Source organism: Actinacidiphila epipremni (genome assembly GCF_012034175.1).
Classification (GTDB): domain Bacteria; phylum Actinomycetota; class Actinomycetes; order Streptomycetales; family Streptomycetaceae; genus Actinacidiphila; species Actinacidiphila epipremni.
In genome coordinates this window covers 359,605-375,184 of the sequence record NZ_JAATEJ010000001.1, presented here as the reverse complement: position 1 = coordinate 375,184, position 15,580 = coordinate 359,605, and the positions used below count along the sequence as shown (strand labels likewise).

Below are 15,580 nucleotides of genomic sequence, written 5' to 3'. Positions count from 1 at the left end.
TACCGGCCGAGTTGACATGAGATCAGGGCACAGGGGTGCTGGCGACCGGCGGCAGGGTCTGCCGGCCGAGCTGGCTGCCGCTGGACGGCGGCGGGTCCGCGGGCTGCCGGGCACCCGCGCCCGCGCCGCGGTAGACGGCGGCGAAGGTCAGGGCGACCACGCCGATCCCCATCACCACGGCGAGCGCCCAGGCCACCGGCCGGTGCCAGCGGGTGCTGCTGCCGCGGTACGGATGGCCGGCGGCGTAGAGGGGGTCGAGCGCGGGGAAGTCCGCGGCGTCGACGGTCTCGGGGATGTCGGCGCGCGCGTTTCTGCGCCGTCCGGGCCAGCCGGGCGGCAGCGCGGGACCTTCGGCGACGGCGAGCATCCGTTCCCGGGCCGTGGGCTCGTGGAACAGGGCAGACCGTACGAATTCTTCGTCGAGGACTACGGAGGCGAATTCGTCATCGTCCGGCATCTGTCCAGAGTAATGCGGAAGTTGGCCCTTTGGGCAGGGGAATCCCGGTCGCCTGTGTGCCGGCTGTGCACCCGGATGGCCCAGCGCCCGGCCTGCGGGCGCCCGTCGCAGGTCAGCGGGTGTGGCCGTCGCCGGTGACGACGAACTTGGTGGACGTCAGCTCCGGCAGTCCCATGGGGCCGCGGGCGTGCAGCTTCTGGGTGGAGATGCCGATCTCGGCGCCGAAGCCGAACTGGCCGCCGTCGGTGAAGCGCGTCGAGGCGTTCACCATCACCGCCGCCGCGTCGACCAGCTGGGTGAAGCGGCGGGCGGCGGGCTGCGAGGACGTCACGATCGCCTCGGTGTGCCCGGAGGACCAGCGGCGGATGTGGGCGACCGCGGCGTCCAGCGAGTCCACCACGGCGGCGGCGAGGTCGTACGACAGATACTCCGTCGCCCAGTCCTCGTCGGTCGCCGCGATGACGGCGGCCTTGGTGCCGGACGCCTCGGCGGCGGCCAGCACGGCGGGGTCGCCGTGCACCGTGACGCCGGCGTCGGCGAGCGCGTCCAGGGCGCGCGGCAGGAAGCGGGCGGCGATGTCGCGGTGCACCAGCAGCGTCTCGGCGGCGTTGCACACGCTCGGGCGCTGGGCCTTGGAATTGACCAGGATGTCCACGGCCATGTCGATGTCGGCGGCGGCGTCCACGTACACGTGGCAGTTGCCGGTGCCGGTCTCGATCACGGGCACGGTGGAGCCCTCGACGACGGTACGGATCAGGGAGGCGCCGCCGCGCGGGATCAGCACGTCCACCAGGCCGCGGGCGCGCATCAGCTCGGTGACGGAGTCGCGGGACTCGCCCGGGACGAGCTGCACGGCGTCGGCGGGCAGGCCCGCGGCGGCGATCGCGTCACGCAGCACGGCGACCAGGGCGGTGTTGGAGGAGTACGCGGAGGAGGAGCCGCGCAGCAGGACGGCGTTGCCGGACTTCAGGCACAGGGCGGCGGCGTCCACGGTGACGTTCGGCCGGGCCTCGTAGATGATGCCGACGACGCCGAGGGGGACCCGGACCTGGCGCAGATCCAGGCCGTTCGGCAGGGTGGACCCGCGCAACACCTCTCCCACGGGGTCGGGGAGCCCGGCGACGTGGCGCACGTCGGCGGCGATCGCGGCGATGCGCTCCGCGGTGAGGGTGAGGCGGTCGACGATCGCCGGGCTCGTGCCGGCGTCGGCCGCCCGCGCGACGTCGTCGGCGTTCGCCGAGACGAGCTCGGCGGTGCGGTTTTCCAGGGCGGCGGCGATGGCGTGCAACGCCGCGTCTTTTGTTGCCCGGGCCAGCGGTGCGAGGTCCGCTGCCGCGACCCTCGCGCGCTGAGCCGCGTCCACCACGGCGGAGGTCCCATTTCCCATACCCTCACTCTACCGACCCCGCCCCACGAGCTCGCGGCTGCGCCGCGCGGCGCCCCCCAGGGGCGCGGGGCTGTGTTTGACCTGCGGCTGCCGCCGCATGGGCGCGATCCGCGCCGCGGGGTGCTTTTCAGGGGCGCGGGGCTGTGTTTGCTGCGCGGCTGGCGCCGCGTGGGCGCGCGGTTTGGCGTTGCGTTTGCGCCGGACGCCAACCACCAGGGGCGCGGGGAACTGCGCGACCAGCCAGGAACCGGCGTGCACGTCGCCACCGTCCCAAAGGGGCTGTTCGGTCCGATCCGGACCACCGGCCGGTGACTGGCTGAGCGCGCAGTTCCCCGCGCCCCTGGGTGTCACCGCCCGGCGCAGACGCAGCCCCCGGCCGGGCGCGCCCGGAAAAGCACCCTGCGGCGCAGCCGCGAGCCCCGGCAGGGGGGTCAGAAGGGGTGGACGCCCGCTGGGATGGGTGGGGAAGGGGCTGCGCCGGCGGCTAGGCGTTGGTGGTAGGTGGGGCGGTCGATGACTTCGAGGCCGACCGTTTCCCAGGGAGGAAGTTGCGCGGAGGAGCGGTGCTCGCCCCAGAGGCGGAGGGCCATCGCCGCGGCGTCGTGGACGTCGCGGGCCTCCTCCCAGTAGCGGATCTCCGCGTGGTCCTCGGCGTAGCGGCTGGTCAGCAGGAAAGGGTGGTCGTTGGCGAGCTGTTCGAGCCCGCGGCGCAGTTCCGCCAGCGGGGTCCGCGGGCCCGCGACGCTGAGCGTGACGTGCCACAGCCGGGCGGCGGGCCGGTCCTGGGGCCGCGCCTGGTGCGGCACCACCGTGCCGTCCGGTGCGGCGCGGTCGACGCTGACCAGCGCACGCTCCGTAGAAGTCCTGGTCAATGGCCCTGGGCGCCCTCGTTTCACCGGCGGCCTCCCTGTGGGTTGCGTCCCGCCCCGCCGTCCGCGGCAGGGGACGTACCTGCGCATCGCATCCTCATCAAAGTTGACCAGGCTCCGGCAGGCGGCGGGGGCGTTTTCCGCAAGAAGCCCCGGACGAGATCCGCGGCCGGCTCAGCCGGTGAGCCCCCGTCCCCGCAGCAGTACCAGGTCATCGCGGTGCACGACCTCCCGCTCGTACGCGGGCCCGAGTTCCGCGGCGAGCTCGCGGGTGGAGCGGCCGAGCAGCCGGGGCAGCTCGCGGGCGTCGTAGTTGACCAGGCCGCGGGCGACCGCCCGGCCCGCCTCGTCGACCAGGTCGACCGGGTCGCCGGCGGCGAAGTCGCCCTCCACGCCGGTGAGCCCGGCGGGCAGCAGCGAGCTGTGCCGCTGGGTGACCGCGCGGACCGCGCCGGCGTCCAGCCGCAGCGCGCCGCGCGGCGCGGAGGCGTGGGCGAGCCACAGCAGCCGGTCGGCGGAGCGCTTGCCGGTGCGGTGGAAGTGCGTGCCGGTGGGGCGGCCGGCGAGCGCGTCGGCGGCGTGCACGGCGGAGGTGAGGACGACGGGCACCCCGGCGCCGGTGGCGATGGCGGCGGCCTCCACCTTGGTGACCATGCCGCCGGTGCCGACACCGGACTTGCCGGCGCTGCCGATGGACACGCCGTCGAGGTCCGCGGGGCCGCGGACCTCGGCGATGAGCGAGGTGCCGGGGGTGCGCGGGTCGCCGTCGTAGAGGCCGTCGACGTCGGAGAGCAGCACGAGCAGGTCGGCCCGCACCAGGTGGGCGACGAGCGCGGCGAGCCGGTCGTTGTCGCCGAAGCGGATCTCGTCGGTGGCGACGGTGTCGTTCTCGTTGACGATCGGCAGCGCGCCCATCGCGAGCAGCTGGTCCAGGGTGCGGTAGGCGTTGCGGTAGTGGGCCCGGCGGCTCACGTCGTCGGAGGTCAGCAGCACCTGCCCGACGCGGATGCCGTAGCGGGCGAAGGAGGCGGTGTAGCGGGCGACGAGCAGGCCCTGGCCGACGCTGGCGGCGGCCTGCTGGCGGGCCAGGTCGCGGGGCCGGCGCGGCAGTCCGAGCGGCGCGAGCCCGGCGGCGATGGCGCCGGAGGAGACCAGCACGATCTCCCGGTCCTCGCGCGCCTTGACCAGCACGTCGACCAGCGCGTCCACCCGGTCGGCGTCCAGGCCGCCGGTGGCCGTGGTCAGCGAGGAGGAGCCCACCTTGACCACGACTCTGCGGGCCTGCACCACGTCCTGCCGTGCCGCCGTCGTCACGTGCGCCGTCCGTCCCTCGTGTCGCCTTCCGCGGCGCCTGCCCTAGCCCGGGTGCCGCAGCTGCCAGCCCGCCCACGCCGAGGTGACCATCTCGCGTACGTCGTAGGCGGCGGACCAGCCCAGTTCCTTGTCGATCAGCTCGGCGGACGCGATGACCCTGGCCGGGTCGCCGGGGCGGCGTGCGACCACCTCGGGGGCGATCCCAGTGTGACCCGAAACCTGCTGGAGCATGGTCACCATCTCGGCCACCGAGACGCCCTCGCCGCGCCCGATGTTGAGCACCAGGTCGGCCTGCCGGTCGTCGGCGAGCCGGCGGGCGGCGGCGACGTGCGCGGAGGCGATGTCCGCGACGTGCACGTAGTCGCGGATGCAGGTGCCGTCGGGCGTCGGGTAGTCGGCGCCGAAGATCAGCGGGGCGAGCCCCCGGGTGAGCCGGTCGAAGACCATCGGCACGATGTTGAAGACGCCCGGGTCGGACAGCTCGGGGGCCGCCGCGCCCGCGACGTTGAAGTAGCGCAGCGACGCGGTGGCCATGCCGTGGGCCCGGCCGACCGCGGAGACCAGCCACTCGCCGGCGAGCTTGGTCTCGCCGTAGGGGTTGATCGGCTCGCACGGCGTGGTCTCGGTGACCAGGTCCACGTCCGGCATGCCGTAGACGGCCGCGGAGGAGGAGAAGACGAAGGACCGCACACCGCACGCGGCGGACGCCTCCAGGACGGTGCGCAGGCCCTCGACGTTCTGCGCGTAGTACCACAGGGGGCGCTCGACGGACTCGCCCACCTGCTTCTTGGCCGCGATGTGCACGACGCCCTCGACGTCGTGCTCGCGCAGCACCCGCTCCAGCAGCGGCCCGTCCAGGGTGCTGCCCCGCACCAGCGGGACGTCGGCCGGCAGCCGGTCCGCCTCACCCGTGCTCAGGTCGTCGACCACGACGACGGGCAGCCCGCCCGCGGTCATCGCCCTGACGACATGGGAACCGATGTACCCCGCCCCGCCGGTAATCATCCAGGTCATGCGGCGATCCTACCGAGCGGGCACACCGGCCGAACACACGGTGAACTCCCGGATGCGCGACGATGACGGCAGGATTCGCGCGCCCGTGACGGCCCGCGATAGCGTCCTTGCCTCGGCGGGATCCGCCCGCCCGTCCGTCCGCAATTCCTGTGAGGTCTGTACATGTCGCCCCGTCGCCGTCCGGTCACCAAGGCAGTCATCCCCGCGGCCGGGCTGGGGACGAGGTTCCTGCCCGCGACAAAGGCCACGCCCAAGGAGATGCTGCCGGTCGTCGACAAGCCGGCGATCCAGTACGTGGTCGAGGAGGCGGTGACGTCCGGCCTGTCGGACGTGCTGATGATCACCGGGCGCAACAAGCGGCCGTTGGAGGACCACTTCGACCGCAACTACGAACTGGAGGAGGCGCTGTCGCGCAAGGGCGACGCGGCCCGGCTGGCCCGGGTGCGCGAGTCCAGCGACCTGGCCACCGTCCACTACGTGCGCCAGGGGACGCCGCAGGGCCTCGGCCACGCCGTGCTGTGCGCCGAGCCGCACGTGGGCGACGCGCCGTTCGCGGTGCTGCTGGGCGACGACCTGATAGACGCCCGCGACCCGCTGCTGGCCAGGATGATCGAGGTGCAGCAGCAGCGCGGCGGCAGCGTCGTGGCGCTGATGGAGGTCGATCCCGCGCTGATCCACCTCTACGGCGCAGCCGCGGTGGCACCGGTGGGCGAGCCGGACGTGGTGCGGGTGACCGGGCTGGTGGAGAAGCCCGAGACCGGGCAGGCGCCGTCGTCGTACGCGGTGATCGGCCGGTACGTCCTCGACCCCGCGGTCTTCGGTGTGCTGCGCGAGACCCGGCCGGGGCGCGGCGGCGAGATCCAGCTCACCGACGCGCTGCGGGTGCTGGCGGAGCGGGACGACGAGGGCGGCCCGGTGCACGGGGTGGTGTTCACCGGGCGCCGCTACGACACCGGCGACCGCGCCGACTACCTGCGCGCGATCGTCCGGCTGGCCTGCGAACGCGACGACCTGGGGCCGGAGTTCCGCGGCTGGCTGCGGGAGTTCGTCGCCAAGGAGCTGCAGGACTGACGGCCCCGCGCGGCCGGCCGGCCGCGGGTCAGGACGACGTCGGTGACGACGGCGCCGGTTCGGCCGCGGCCTCTTCCGCCGGCCGGCCGGCCGGGCGCGAGGCGAAGGCGTGCGACGTGAGGTTGCGGGCGACGCCCAGCTCACGGTGCCGCAGCGCCCGCGGCACCATCGTCAGGGCGTGCACCCGGGTGGACACATGGCGCCGGGCCACGGTGGCGGCGCGGTGCCAGCCCGCGGCGTCCAGGTCGTCGGCGACACCGTAGAGGTAGCGGCGGATCTCCGCGAACCTGCTGCCGGAGAAGGCCTGCACCGACGACTCGCTCATCGCGTGCCGGCGGTAGTCGAAGCAGATCTCCGGGTCGGTGACCAGGGTCTCCCCGCGCAGCAGCAACTCCATGACCAGCGCCAGGTCCTGCACCACCGTCAGGTCCTCGCGGAAGCTCACCGCCTTCAGGTCGGCCGAGCGCCAGCACATCGCCGGGAAGTACAGCCAGTTGCCGCGCAGCAGGCTCACGGCCAGTTCCTCGCCGGACAGCCGGGCGCGTTCGGTACGGGCGGGCGGGCCGATCCACTTCTTCGCCGCGTCGACGAGGGTCCGCACCGGGGCGCCGTCACCGTCGATGACCCGCACTCCGGGCTGGTACATGGCGGCGCCGGGCATCGCGGCCACGGCGGCGCGCATGGTGGCCACGTAGTTCGGCCACATGATGTCGTCGCAGCCCATCATCACCGCGAGGTCGTGCTCGACCATGTCCACGCAGCGCCGGAAGTTGCCGGTGATGCCGAGGTTCTCGGGGTTGCGGAAGTAGCGCACCCGGGGGTCGTCGAGCGCCGCGAACCACTCCGGCACACCCGGCTCCCGGCCGTCGTCGACCACCGTCAGCCGCCACTGCGGGTCCGTCTGCGCCTGCACACTGCGTACGGCGGCGCGCATCAGCTCCGGATCCCCGTAGTAGGGCAGCATGATGTCAACGGTGGTCACCGGTGGGGTTCCCTTCGGAGGGGACGAGCGCGGGCGTGCGGTCCGCGGCGGCGGGCGCGTCGGCCTCCGGGCGGTGTGCGGTGCGCAGGGCGGTGTCGCGGGCCAGCTCGGTCAGCCGCTGCTCCAGCGACCGGAACCGCAGGTAGGTGTTGAGCGCCAGCCCGGTCACGCCCACGACGAGGAAGTACAGCACCAGGTCGGTGCCGCGGCCGACGCCGAGGAAGTGGGCCACGCGGGTGGTGTCGCCGGGCCGCAGGACGGCGTAGGCGTTGACGACGCAGAAGGCGAGGAAGGCCAGCCGCTTCCAGGCCCGGACACCGGCGGTGTTCCAGCGGGTCGCGAAGATGACGAACATCAGCACGACGGCCGCTATGAGCAGCGTTTGGATGAGCATGGGTCAGCTGCTCCTGCGGTTCAGTGACAGGTCGAAGAGTATGTTCACGCCGTTGATGAGGGACTGGCCCTTGGCGCGGGAGTATTCGGTGTAGCGGACGGCGACCGGGGCCTCGACGACCCGCAGCCCGGAGCGCGCGAGGAACCCGGTGATCTCCGAGGCGTGCGCCATGCCGTTCATGGTGATGTCCAGCCGGGAGGCCGCCGCGCGGTTGAACAGCCGCAGTCCGTTGTGGGCGTCGGACAGGCCGAGCTTGCGGGCGGTGGGGCTGACGGCCGCGGCGGTCCGCAGGACCACCCGCTTCTGCCACGGGATGTCCTCGCCGCGGGTGAGGAACCGGGAGCCGAGCACGACGTCCGCGCCGCTCTCGCGGGCGATCTTGAGCATGGACTCGACGTCCTCGACGCGGTGCTGGCCGTCGGCGTCGAAGGTGACGAAGTACTGGCCGCCGGGCTGGGCGAGGGCGTACTCGAAGCCCGTCTGGAGCGCCGCGCCCTGACCGAGGTTGACCGGGTGCCGCAGCAGGTGGGCGCCGGTGCCCTCGATCCGCTGCGCGGACTCGTCCCGGCTGCCGTCGTCGACGCACACGATGTTCGGGAAGGTCTGCAGCGCCTCGGTGACGACCTCGCCTATCACCTGTGCCTCGTTGTACACGGGGGTGATCAGCCACACGTCGTCGTAAAGGTGGGATATCCCGGACCGCGCAGAAGCGATTGCCGTCATAGCGCGCTGCCTCTCCTCGTTCGGTCTGTCACTTGTGCCCCCGGCTGTTCTGCTCTGCGGTGTCCACGCGATCGGTCACTCTTTCTGACGGGCCCACCCGCCTGCGAGTTGCATCCGAGTGACACATACCACCCCGGCGGGTGAAGCTCCGATGACGGCCGGACTCCCGGAAGAGGCGGTTCCCCCCCGAAGCCGATGCATGCGTGTACTGCGGATGTACAAAAGGGTACCGCCGCGCGACCACCCGGAACGGACGGACCCGGTCGCCCCAGTAGGATCACCGCGGCGGCAGCCGGACCGCCCGGACAGAAGGAAGTGACGCATGAGGCAGCTGGGCATCCCGGGCGCCTGGGTCTACGAGCCGAAGGTGTTCCCGGACAGTCGCGGCAGCTTCCACGAGTGGTTCCGCGCGGCCGACGTCACCGCCGCCACCGGCCGGACGCTCTCGCTCGCCCAGGCCAACTGCTCGGTCTCGGCCCGCGGCACCCTGCGCGGCGTGCACTACGCCGATGTGCCGCCGAGCCAGGCCAAGTACGTCGCCTGCGTACGCGGCGCGGTCCTGGACGTGATCGTGGACATCAGGACCGGCTCGCCCACGTTCGGGCAGTGGGAGGGGGTCCGGCTCGACGACCGCGACCACAGCGCGGTCTTCCTCTCCGAGGGCCTGGGCCACGCCTTCATGGCGCTCACCGACGACGCCACGGTGGTCTATCTGTGCTCCGAGGGCTACGCGCCCGCCCGTGAGCACGGCATCAACCCGCTCGACCCGGATCTCGGTATCGCGTGGCCGTCCGACGTGGAACCGCTGCTGTCCGACAAGGACCGTGACGCGCCCGGCCTGCGCGAGGCGGCCGACCGCGGGCTGCTGCCGTCGTTCGAGGCGTGCGAGGACTTCCAGCGGCAGCTCCGGGCCGCCGCCGGCCGCTGACCGCCGCGGTCGGCGCCGGGGCCGGTGCCGGGGGTCAGTGCCGGGGGTGCTCCAGAATCTCCAGCAGGTAGTCGCCGTAGCCGCTCTTGCACAGCGGCTCGGCCAGTGCCCGCAGCTGGCCGTCGTCCAGCAGCCCGGCGCGCCAGGCCGCCTCCTCCACGCAGCCGATCTTGTAGCCCTGCCGCTCCTCGACCACCCGGACGTACTCCGAGGCCTGGACCAGCGAGTGGAAGGTGCCGGTGTCGAGCCAGACGGTGCCGCGGTCAAGGACCGAGACCTTGAGCCGGCCGCGCTCCAGGTACTCCTGGTTGATGTGCGAGATCTCCAGCTCGCCGCGGGCGCTCGGGGTGAGCCGGCGGGCTATCTCCACCACCTCGCGGTCGTAGAAGTACAGGCCCGGCACGGCGTAGCGCGAGCGCGGCTTCTCCGGCTTCTCCTCGATGGACAGCGCCGTGCCGTTCTCGTCGAAGGCGACCACGCCGTAGTCGGAGGGGTTGGCGACGGCGTGGGCGAAGACGACCCCGCCGGCCGGCTCGCGGTAGGCGCGCAGCTGGGTGCCCAGGCCCGTGCCGTGGAAGATGTTGTCCCCCAGGATCAGCGCCACCGGGTCGTCGCCGATGAAGTCGGCGCCGATGATGAACGCCTCCGCGATCCCGGCCGGCTTCTCCTGCGCCGCGAACTCGATCCGCAGCCCCAGCCGCGAGCCGTCACCGAGCAGCCGTTCGAACTGGGCGCGGTCGTCCGGGGTGGTGATGACGAGAATGTCCCTTATACCCGCCATGATCAGGGTCGACAGCGGGTAGTACACCATCGGCTTGTCGAAGACGGGCATGAGCTGCTTCGAGACAGCCTTGGTGATCGGCCACAGTCGCGACCCGGTGCCGCCGGCGAGCAGGATTCCACGCATGGCGGTCATGATAGTCGTGACCGGTCGCCCGCCCGGCACCGCATCGCCACCGCGGTGTAACCATGACTTAAGATGCTGCTCCCATGAGAATTCTCGTCACCGGCGGCGCCGGATTCATCGGCTCCCAGTTCGTACGGGCCGCGCTCCTCGGTGAGCTGCCGTCCGGCCCCGGTACCCGGGTCACCGTGCTGGACAACCTCACGTACTCGGGCAATCGCGCCAACCTGGCGCCCGTCGCGGACCACGAGGGGTACACCTTCGTCCAGGCCGACATCAGGGACGCCGCCGCGGTCGACGAGGTGATGCCCGGGCACGACGCGGTGGTGCACTTCGCGGCCGAGTCGCACGTCGACCGCTCCATCAGCGACGCCTCGCCGTTCGTGACCACCAACGTGCTGGGCACCCAGGTGCTGCTGGACGCGGCGCTGCGGCACAAGGTCGGCCGGTTCGCGCATGTGTCGACCGACGAGGTCTACGGCTCGATCACCGAGGGCAGCTGGACCGAGGAGTGGCCGCTGGCCCCCAACTCGCCCTACTCCGCCTCCAAGGCCGCCTCCGACCTGATGGTGCTGGCCTACCACCGCACCCACGGCATGGACGTGACGGTCACCCGGTGCTCGAACAACTACGGGCGCTACCACTTCCCCGAGAAGATGATCCCGCTGTTCGTCACCAACCTGCTGGACGGCCGCAAGGTGCCACTGTACGGCGACGGCGGCAACGTACGGGACTGGCTGCACGTCTCCGACCACTGCCGCGGCATCGACCTGGTACTGCACCGCGGCCGGGCCGGCGAGGTGTACAACATCGGCGGCGGCACCGAGATGACCAACCGTGAGCTGACCGAGCGCCTGCTGGCCGCCTGCGGCGCGGGCTGGGACCGGGTGGAGCACGTCACGGACCGCAAGGGCCACGACCTGCGCTACTCGCTGAGCATCGACAAGATCCGCGAGGAGCTCGGGTACGAGCCCCTCACCGGTTTCGACGAGGGCCTTGCCGACACCGTCGCGTGGTACCGGGACAACCGCCAGTGGTGGGAGCCCCTCAAGGAGAAGGCGGAACTGCACGCATGACACGCTGGCTCGTCACCGGTGCGGGCGGCATGCTCGGCCGGGACCTGATCGCCGTGCTCGCCGACGCCCCCGGCGCCGAGCCGACCGCGGCGGCCCGTGCCGACCTCGACGTGACGGACCCGGCGGCGGTGGACGCGGCGGTGGCCGGCCACGACATCGTGGTCAACGCCGCGGCCTGGACCGACGTCGACGGCGCCGAGGCCGACGAGGCCGCCGCCACCCGGGTGAACGGCGAGGGCGCGCGCTGCCTCGCCCTGGCCTGCGCCCGGCACGGCGTGCCGCTGCTCCAGGTGTCCACCGACTACGTCTTCCCCGGCGACGCCACCGCGCCCTACGCCGAGGACGCCCCGACCGCCCCGGTCAACGCCTACGGCCGCAGCAAGCTGGCCGGCGAGCGGGCGGTCCTCGAACTGCTGCCGGAGCGCGGCTACGTCGTCCGCACCGCCTGGCTCTACGGCGCCCACGGCCGCAACTTCGTCAGCACCATGCTGACCCTGGCCGGGCAGCGCGAGACCCTCGACGTCGTCGACGACCAGCTCGGGCAGCCGACCTGGACCCGCTCGCTGGCCCTGCGGCTGACGCAGCTGGGCGCAGCGGCGCTGGCCGGGCACGCACCCGCCGGCGTCTACCACGGCACCGCCTCCGGCCGGACGACCTGGTACGGCCTGGCCCGCGCCGCGTTCGCGCTGCACGGCCTGGACCCGGAGCGGGTGCGCCCGACGACGTCCGAGAAGTTCGTACGGCCGGCCCGGCGCCCGTCGTACAGCGTGCTCGGCCACGACCGCTGGGCGGCGGCGGGCCTGGGGCCCATGCCGGACTGGCATACGGAGCTGTCCGCGGCGATACCCGGCCTCAGCGCCGCCCTGTCCGCACCGCGGGCCGCCCGATGACGACCACCCTCAAGCCCCGGATCACCCAGCGCGTCGCGACCGCGCTGCCCCAGGGGACCGCGCTGGTCGGCGGCGGCACCGCGGTGCTCGGGCTGGCCAGCTATGTGCACCTGTCGGCGGCCAACCACGCCATGTCCGCGGACTCCGACGCCACCGCCGCCTTCTCGGTGCTGTGGACGGTCGTCTTCTCGATCGGCCTGGGGCTGTTCTTCCCGGTCGAGCAGGAGATCACCCGGGTCGTCGCGGCCCGCAAGGTGGCCGGCGACGGGGTGCGGCCGGCGATGCGGCGCGGGGCGATGCTGTCCGGCTCCCTGCTGTGCGTCACCGTGATCCCGCTCGCCGTACTCGCCCGGCCGATCGCCGACCTGCTCTTCGACGGCGACATCTCGCTGGTGTTCTGCCTCGCGGGCGCCTTCGCGGCGCTGTCGTGCGCGCATGTGACCCGGGGGGTGCTGGCGGGGCTCGGCCTGTTCAAGACCTACGGCACGCAGCTGGGTCTCGACGGCCTGCTGCGGATCGTGTTCTCCCTGGCCCTGGCGCTCAGCGGGGTCCACTCGGTCTTCGCCTTCGCGCTGATCCTCACGGTGGCGCCGCTGATCTCGGTGGCCGCCACCGTCGGCCCGGCCCTGAAGGCGGCACTGCCCGGCACCGCCGCGCCGTGGCGGGAGATGAGCCAGAAGCTGGGCATGCTGGTGGCCTCCACGCTGCTGGCGCAGCTGCTGGTCAACATCGCGGTCATCAGCACCAAGGTGATCTCCACCGACGACACCGAACTGGTCACCGCGCTGCTGGCCGCCCTGGTGCTGGCCAGGGTGCCGCTGTTCGTGTTCGGCGCCTTCCAGGTGTCGCTGCTGCGCGGGCTGGCGACGGCCGCGGCCGAGGGCGACCGGCGCGGCTACACGCGGCTGCTGCTGCGGGCGGTGCTGATCACCGGCTCGCTGGGGGCGACCGGCGGGCTGGGCGCCGTGATCCTGGGCCCGATGCTGCTGCCGGCCCTGTTCGGCGCGCCCGACATCCTGACCGCCGCGGACTTCGGGTGGCTGGCCTTCGGCACCACGGCGTACATGATCGCGATGGTGCTCGGCCAGGCCCTGCTCACCAGCGGCGGCGCCCGTCGGCAGCTGGTGTCCTGGGCCATCGGCACGGCCGTGCTGATCGGCGTCACGTTCAGCCCGATGGCCCTGCGCAGCAGGGTCGAGATCGCGTACGCGGCCGGGTCCGTGGTGGTGGTGGCCTGCATGGCTGTCGCTTTGCGGCGCCGTGTAAGATAACCGTTCGTTCGCTCGCCGTTCCGACCCATGTCACCGCCCGCACACGCTGCCGTGGCGGGAGTGCGGCGAAGCGGACGCAAAGAACCTAGGGAACACGGTCAATGCCCTCTCTACCCAGCTCGCCCCGCTTCAGCATCGTCGTCCCCGCCTACGGGGTCGAGGCGTACCTGCGGGACTGCCTGGACTCGCTGCTCGACCAGTCCTTCGGGGACTTCGAGATCATCGCGGTGGACGACTGCTCACCGGACGCCTGCGGCGACATCATGGACGAGTACGCGGCGGCCGATCCGCGGGTGGTCTCGCTGCGGCTGGCGCAGAACGTCGGCCTCGGCCGGGCCAGGAACGCCGGCATGGCCAAGGCCTCGGGCACGTATCTGCTGTTCGTGGACAGCGACGACACCGTGCTGCCCGGCGCGCTCGCCGCGATCGACCGGCGGCTGGCCGAGACCGGCGACCCGGAGCTGCTGGTCTTCGACTACGCGCGCACCACGTGGGACGGCCGTACCGTCCGCAACAAGCGCGCGGACGTCCTGACGTCCGCGGACAAGCCCGTGGTCACCCTCGACGAGCACCCGCAGCTGCTCGACCTGCTCCAGGTGGCGTGGAACAAGGCGTACCGCCGGGACTTCGTCGGCCGCTGGGACCTGGAGTTCCCGCCGGGCTACTACGAGGACACCCCCTGGACGTACCCGGTGCTGGTCGCGGCCGAGAGCATCGCGCTGCTGGACCGGGTGTGCGTGCACTACCGGCAGCGGCGGCAGGGCAGCATCCTGCACAGCTCCAGCCGCAAGCACTTCGACGTGGTCGACCAGTACGAGCGGGTCTTCGCCTTCGTCGACGCCCACCCGCGGTTCGACCGCTGGCGGCCCCGGCTGTACGACCTGATGGCCAACCACTACCGCACGGTGGAGCGTTCGCCGGGCCGGCTGCCGGCCGACGCGGTGGCGGAGTTCCGCACCCGTACCGCCGCCTCGCTCGCGGCGCACCTGCCCGCCGGCCACGCCCCGGCGCCCGCAGCCGCGCCGGCCACCGGGGGCCGCCGGGCCAAGGCCGGGGCGCGCCGGCTGGTGCGGCGGGCGAAGAAGCGCGCGGCGCCGCTCAAGCGCCCGCTGCGCACGGCGGTGCTGCGGACGTACTACCGAATACAGCGCATGCTGCCGCTGCAGGACGACCTGGCGGTCTTTGCGGCCTACTGGAACAGCGGCTACACCTGCAACCCGGCGGCCGTCCACCGCAAGCTGCTGGAGCTGGCGCCGCGCCTGCGCACGGTGTGGGTGCTGAAGAACCAGGTGCGCGTGCAACTGCCGCGCGGCACGGGCCGGGTGCACCCCGGTTCGTTCGCCTACTGGAAGACCGTCGCCCGCGCGAAGTTCTTCGTCAACAACGTGAACTTCCCCAACGGCGTCGTCAAGCGGCCGGGCCAGGTGCACCTGCAGACCCACCACGGCACCCCGCTCAAGCGGATGGGCGTGGACCTGGCCGAATTCCCCACCGCGCTGGGTGCGATGGACCTCACCGACCTGATACGGCGGGTCGACCGCTGGGACTACAGCCTCAGCGCGAACAGCTACAGCACCCGGATCTGGGACCGCAGCTACCCCTCGTCGTACGAACCGCTGGAGTACGGCTACCCGCGCAACGACGTGCTGGTCACGGCGGACGCCGCGGCGGTGACGGCGGCCCGGCGGGCGCTGGACCTGCCCGACGGCACCACGGTGATCCTCTACATGCCGACGCACCGCGACTACCTGGGCGAGCTGCACTTCCCGGTGGATCTGGAGCGGTTCGTCGAGCGGCTGCCGGACGGGCATGTGGTGCTGGTCCGCGGGCACTACTACTACACCGACCCGGGCCGGCCGCCGGCCGGCGCCGACGCCAAGGCCCGGCTGGTCGACGTCAGCGGCCACCCGTCGGTGGAGGAGCTGTACCTGGCGGCGGACTGCCTGCTGACGGATTACTCGTCTGCGATGTTCGACTATGCGAACCTCGACCGGCCGATCGTCGTCTATGCCAATGACTGGGAGATGTACCGGACGACAAGGGGGACGTATTTCGACATCCACACCCTGCCGCCCGGTCCCGTGGTGAGCACCGAGGACGAACTGGTCGCGCTGTTCGGGTCCGGTGCATGGGACACCGAGGAGCACACCCGGGAGCGGGCGCGTTTCCGGGCGCGTTTCTGCGAGTTCGACGACGGCCGCGCGGCGGAGCGGGTGGTGCGCAGGATCTTCCTCGGCGAAAGCGCCGTGCCCCCGGTCATACCATGGGCGGATCGCCCGGTGCCGCCCAGGCCGTGAAAT

Annotated in this window: 15 protein-coding genes; 6 read left to right on the top strand and 9 right to left on the bottom strand. The window is 72.5% G+C overall.

Annotation, left to right across the window (positions count from 1 at the left end; translation table 11 throughout):
* Positions 1-22: 22 nt before the first annotated feature.
* The 5 genes from HCN08_RS01480 to galE form a co-directional block, all read right to left on the bottom strand.
* Complete coding sequence (locus HCN08_RS01480) at positions 23-457, bottom strand: SCO2583/SCO2584 N-terminal domain-containing protein (protein ID WP_167980948.1); 435 nt, start codon at positions 455-457, stop codon at positions 23-25.
* A 112-nt stretch (positions 458-569) separates the two neighbouring features.
* Positions 570-1,844, bottom strand: coding sequence for a glutamate-5-semialdehyde dehydrogenase (locus HCN08_RS01475; protein WP_167980947.1), 1,275 nt, complete (start codon positions 1,842-1,844; stop codon positions 570-572).
* A 431-nt stretch (positions 1,845-2,275) separates the two neighbouring features.
* A complete protein-coding gene (locus HCN08_RS01470; protein WP_167980946.1) occupies positions 2,276-2,740 on the bottom strand; it encodes a hypothetical protein in 465 nt (154 codons plus the stop codon).
* 147 nt (positions 2,741-2,887) lie between these two features.
* Complete coding sequence (gene proB / locus HCN08_RS01465; protein ID WP_167981230.1) at positions 2,888-4,003, bottom strand: glutamate 5-kinase; 1,116 nt, start codon at positions 4,001-4,003, stop codon at positions 2,888-2,890.
* A 66-nt stretch (positions 4,004-4,069) separates the two neighbouring features.
* On the bottom strand, positions 4,070-5,041 hold the full coding sequence (galE, locus tag HCN08_RS01460; protein WP_167980945.1) for a UDP-glucose 4-epimerase GalE: 972 nt from the start codon (positions 5,039-5,041) through the stop codon (positions 4,070-4,072).
* A gap of 162 nt (positions 5,042-5,203) precedes the next feature.
* Between galE and galU the strand changes: the two genes are divergently transcribed.
* Positions 5,204-6,112: a UTP--glucose-1-phosphate uridylyltransferase GalU gene (galU, locus tag HCN08_RS01455; RefSeq protein ID WP_167980944.1), complete on the top strand. Its 909-nt coding sequence runs from the start codon at positions 5,204-5,206 to the stop codon at positions 6,110-6,112.
* A 28-nt stretch (positions 6,113-6,140) separates the two neighbouring features.
* Here galU and HCN08_RS01450 read toward each other — a convergent pair whose 3' ends face one another.
* From HCN08_RS01450 to HCN08_RS01440, 3 genes are read right to left on the bottom strand one after another with little or no spacing between them, the layout of a single operon-like run.
* Positions 6,141-7,094, bottom strand: coding sequence for a glycosyltransferase family 2 protein (locus HCN08_RS01450; protein ID WP_322974167.1), 954 nt, complete (start codon positions 7,092-7,094; stop codon positions 6,141-6,143).
* The gene (locus HCN08_RS01445) at positions 7,081-7,488 is read right to left on the bottom strand and encodes a DUF2304 domain-containing protein (protein WP_167980943.1); all 408 of its coding nucleotides are present in this window, start codon (positions 7,486-7,488) and stop codon (positions 7,081-7,083) included. The genes HCN08_RS01450 and HCN08_RS01445 overlap by 14 nt, the downstream gene beginning before the upstream one ends.
* 3 nt (positions 7,489-7,491) lie before the next feature.
* A complete protein-coding gene (locus tag HCN08_RS01440; protein ID WP_167980942.1) occupies positions 7,492-8,211 on the bottom strand; it encodes a glycosyltransferase family 2 protein in 720 nt (239 codons plus the stop codon).
* Between the two features lie 322 nt (positions 8,212-8,533).
* Between HCN08_RS01440 and rfbC the strand changes: the two genes are divergently transcribed.
* On the top strand, positions 8,534-9,139 hold the full coding sequence (gene rfbC, locus HCN08_RS01435) for a dTDP-4-dehydrorhamnose 3,5-epimerase (protein WP_167980941.1): 606 nt from the start codon (positions 8,534-8,536) through the stop codon (positions 9,137-9,139).
* 34 nt (positions 9,140-9,173) lie between these two features.
* Here the strand turns inward: rfbC and rfbA are convergent, their stop codons facing one another.
* A complete protein-coding gene (gene rfbA, locus HCN08_RS01430; RefSeq protein ID WP_167980940.1) occupies positions 9,174-10,046 on the bottom strand; it encodes a glucose-1-phosphate thymidylyltransferase RfbA in 873 nt (290 codons plus the stop codon).
* Between the two features lie 83 nt (positions 10,047-10,129).
* Between rfbA and rfbB the strand changes: the two genes are divergently transcribed.
* The 4 genes from rfbB to HCN08_RS01410 all read left to right on the top strand — a co-directional run bounded on the left by rfbB (position 10,130) and on the right by HCN08_RS01410 (position 15,577).
* The gene (gene rfbB, locus HCN08_RS01425; protein WP_167980939.1) at positions 10,130-11,119 is read left to right on the top strand and encodes a dTDP-glucose 4,6-dehydratase; all 990 of its coding nucleotides are present in this window, start codon (positions 10,130-10,132) and stop codon (positions 11,117-11,119) included.
* Positions 11,116-12,009, top strand: a complete 894-nt coding sequence (gene rfbD / locus HCN08_RS01420; RefSeq protein WP_167980938.1) for a dTDP-4-dehydrorhamnose reductase — start codon at positions 11,116-11,118, stop codon at positions 12,007-12,009. The genes rfbB and rfbD overlap by 4 nt, the downstream gene beginning before the upstream one ends.
* Complete coding sequence (locus HCN08_RS01415; protein ID WP_167980937.1) at positions 12,006-13,280, top strand: lipopolysaccharide biosynthesis protein; 1,275 nt, start codon at positions 12,006-12,008, stop codon at positions 13,278-13,280. Before rfbD ends, HCN08_RS01415 begins: the two co-directional genes overlap by 4 nt.
* A gap of 101 nt (positions 13,281-13,381) precedes the next feature.
* Positions 13,382-15,577 (top strand): bifunctional glycosyltransferase/CDP-glycerol:glycerophosphate glycerophosphotransferase, encoded by a 2,196-nt coding sequence (locus HCN08_RS01410; protein ID WP_167980936.1) that lies wholly within the window; start codon positions 13,382-13,384, stop codon positions 15,575-15,577.
* Positions 15,578-15,580 lie beyond the last annotated feature (3 nt).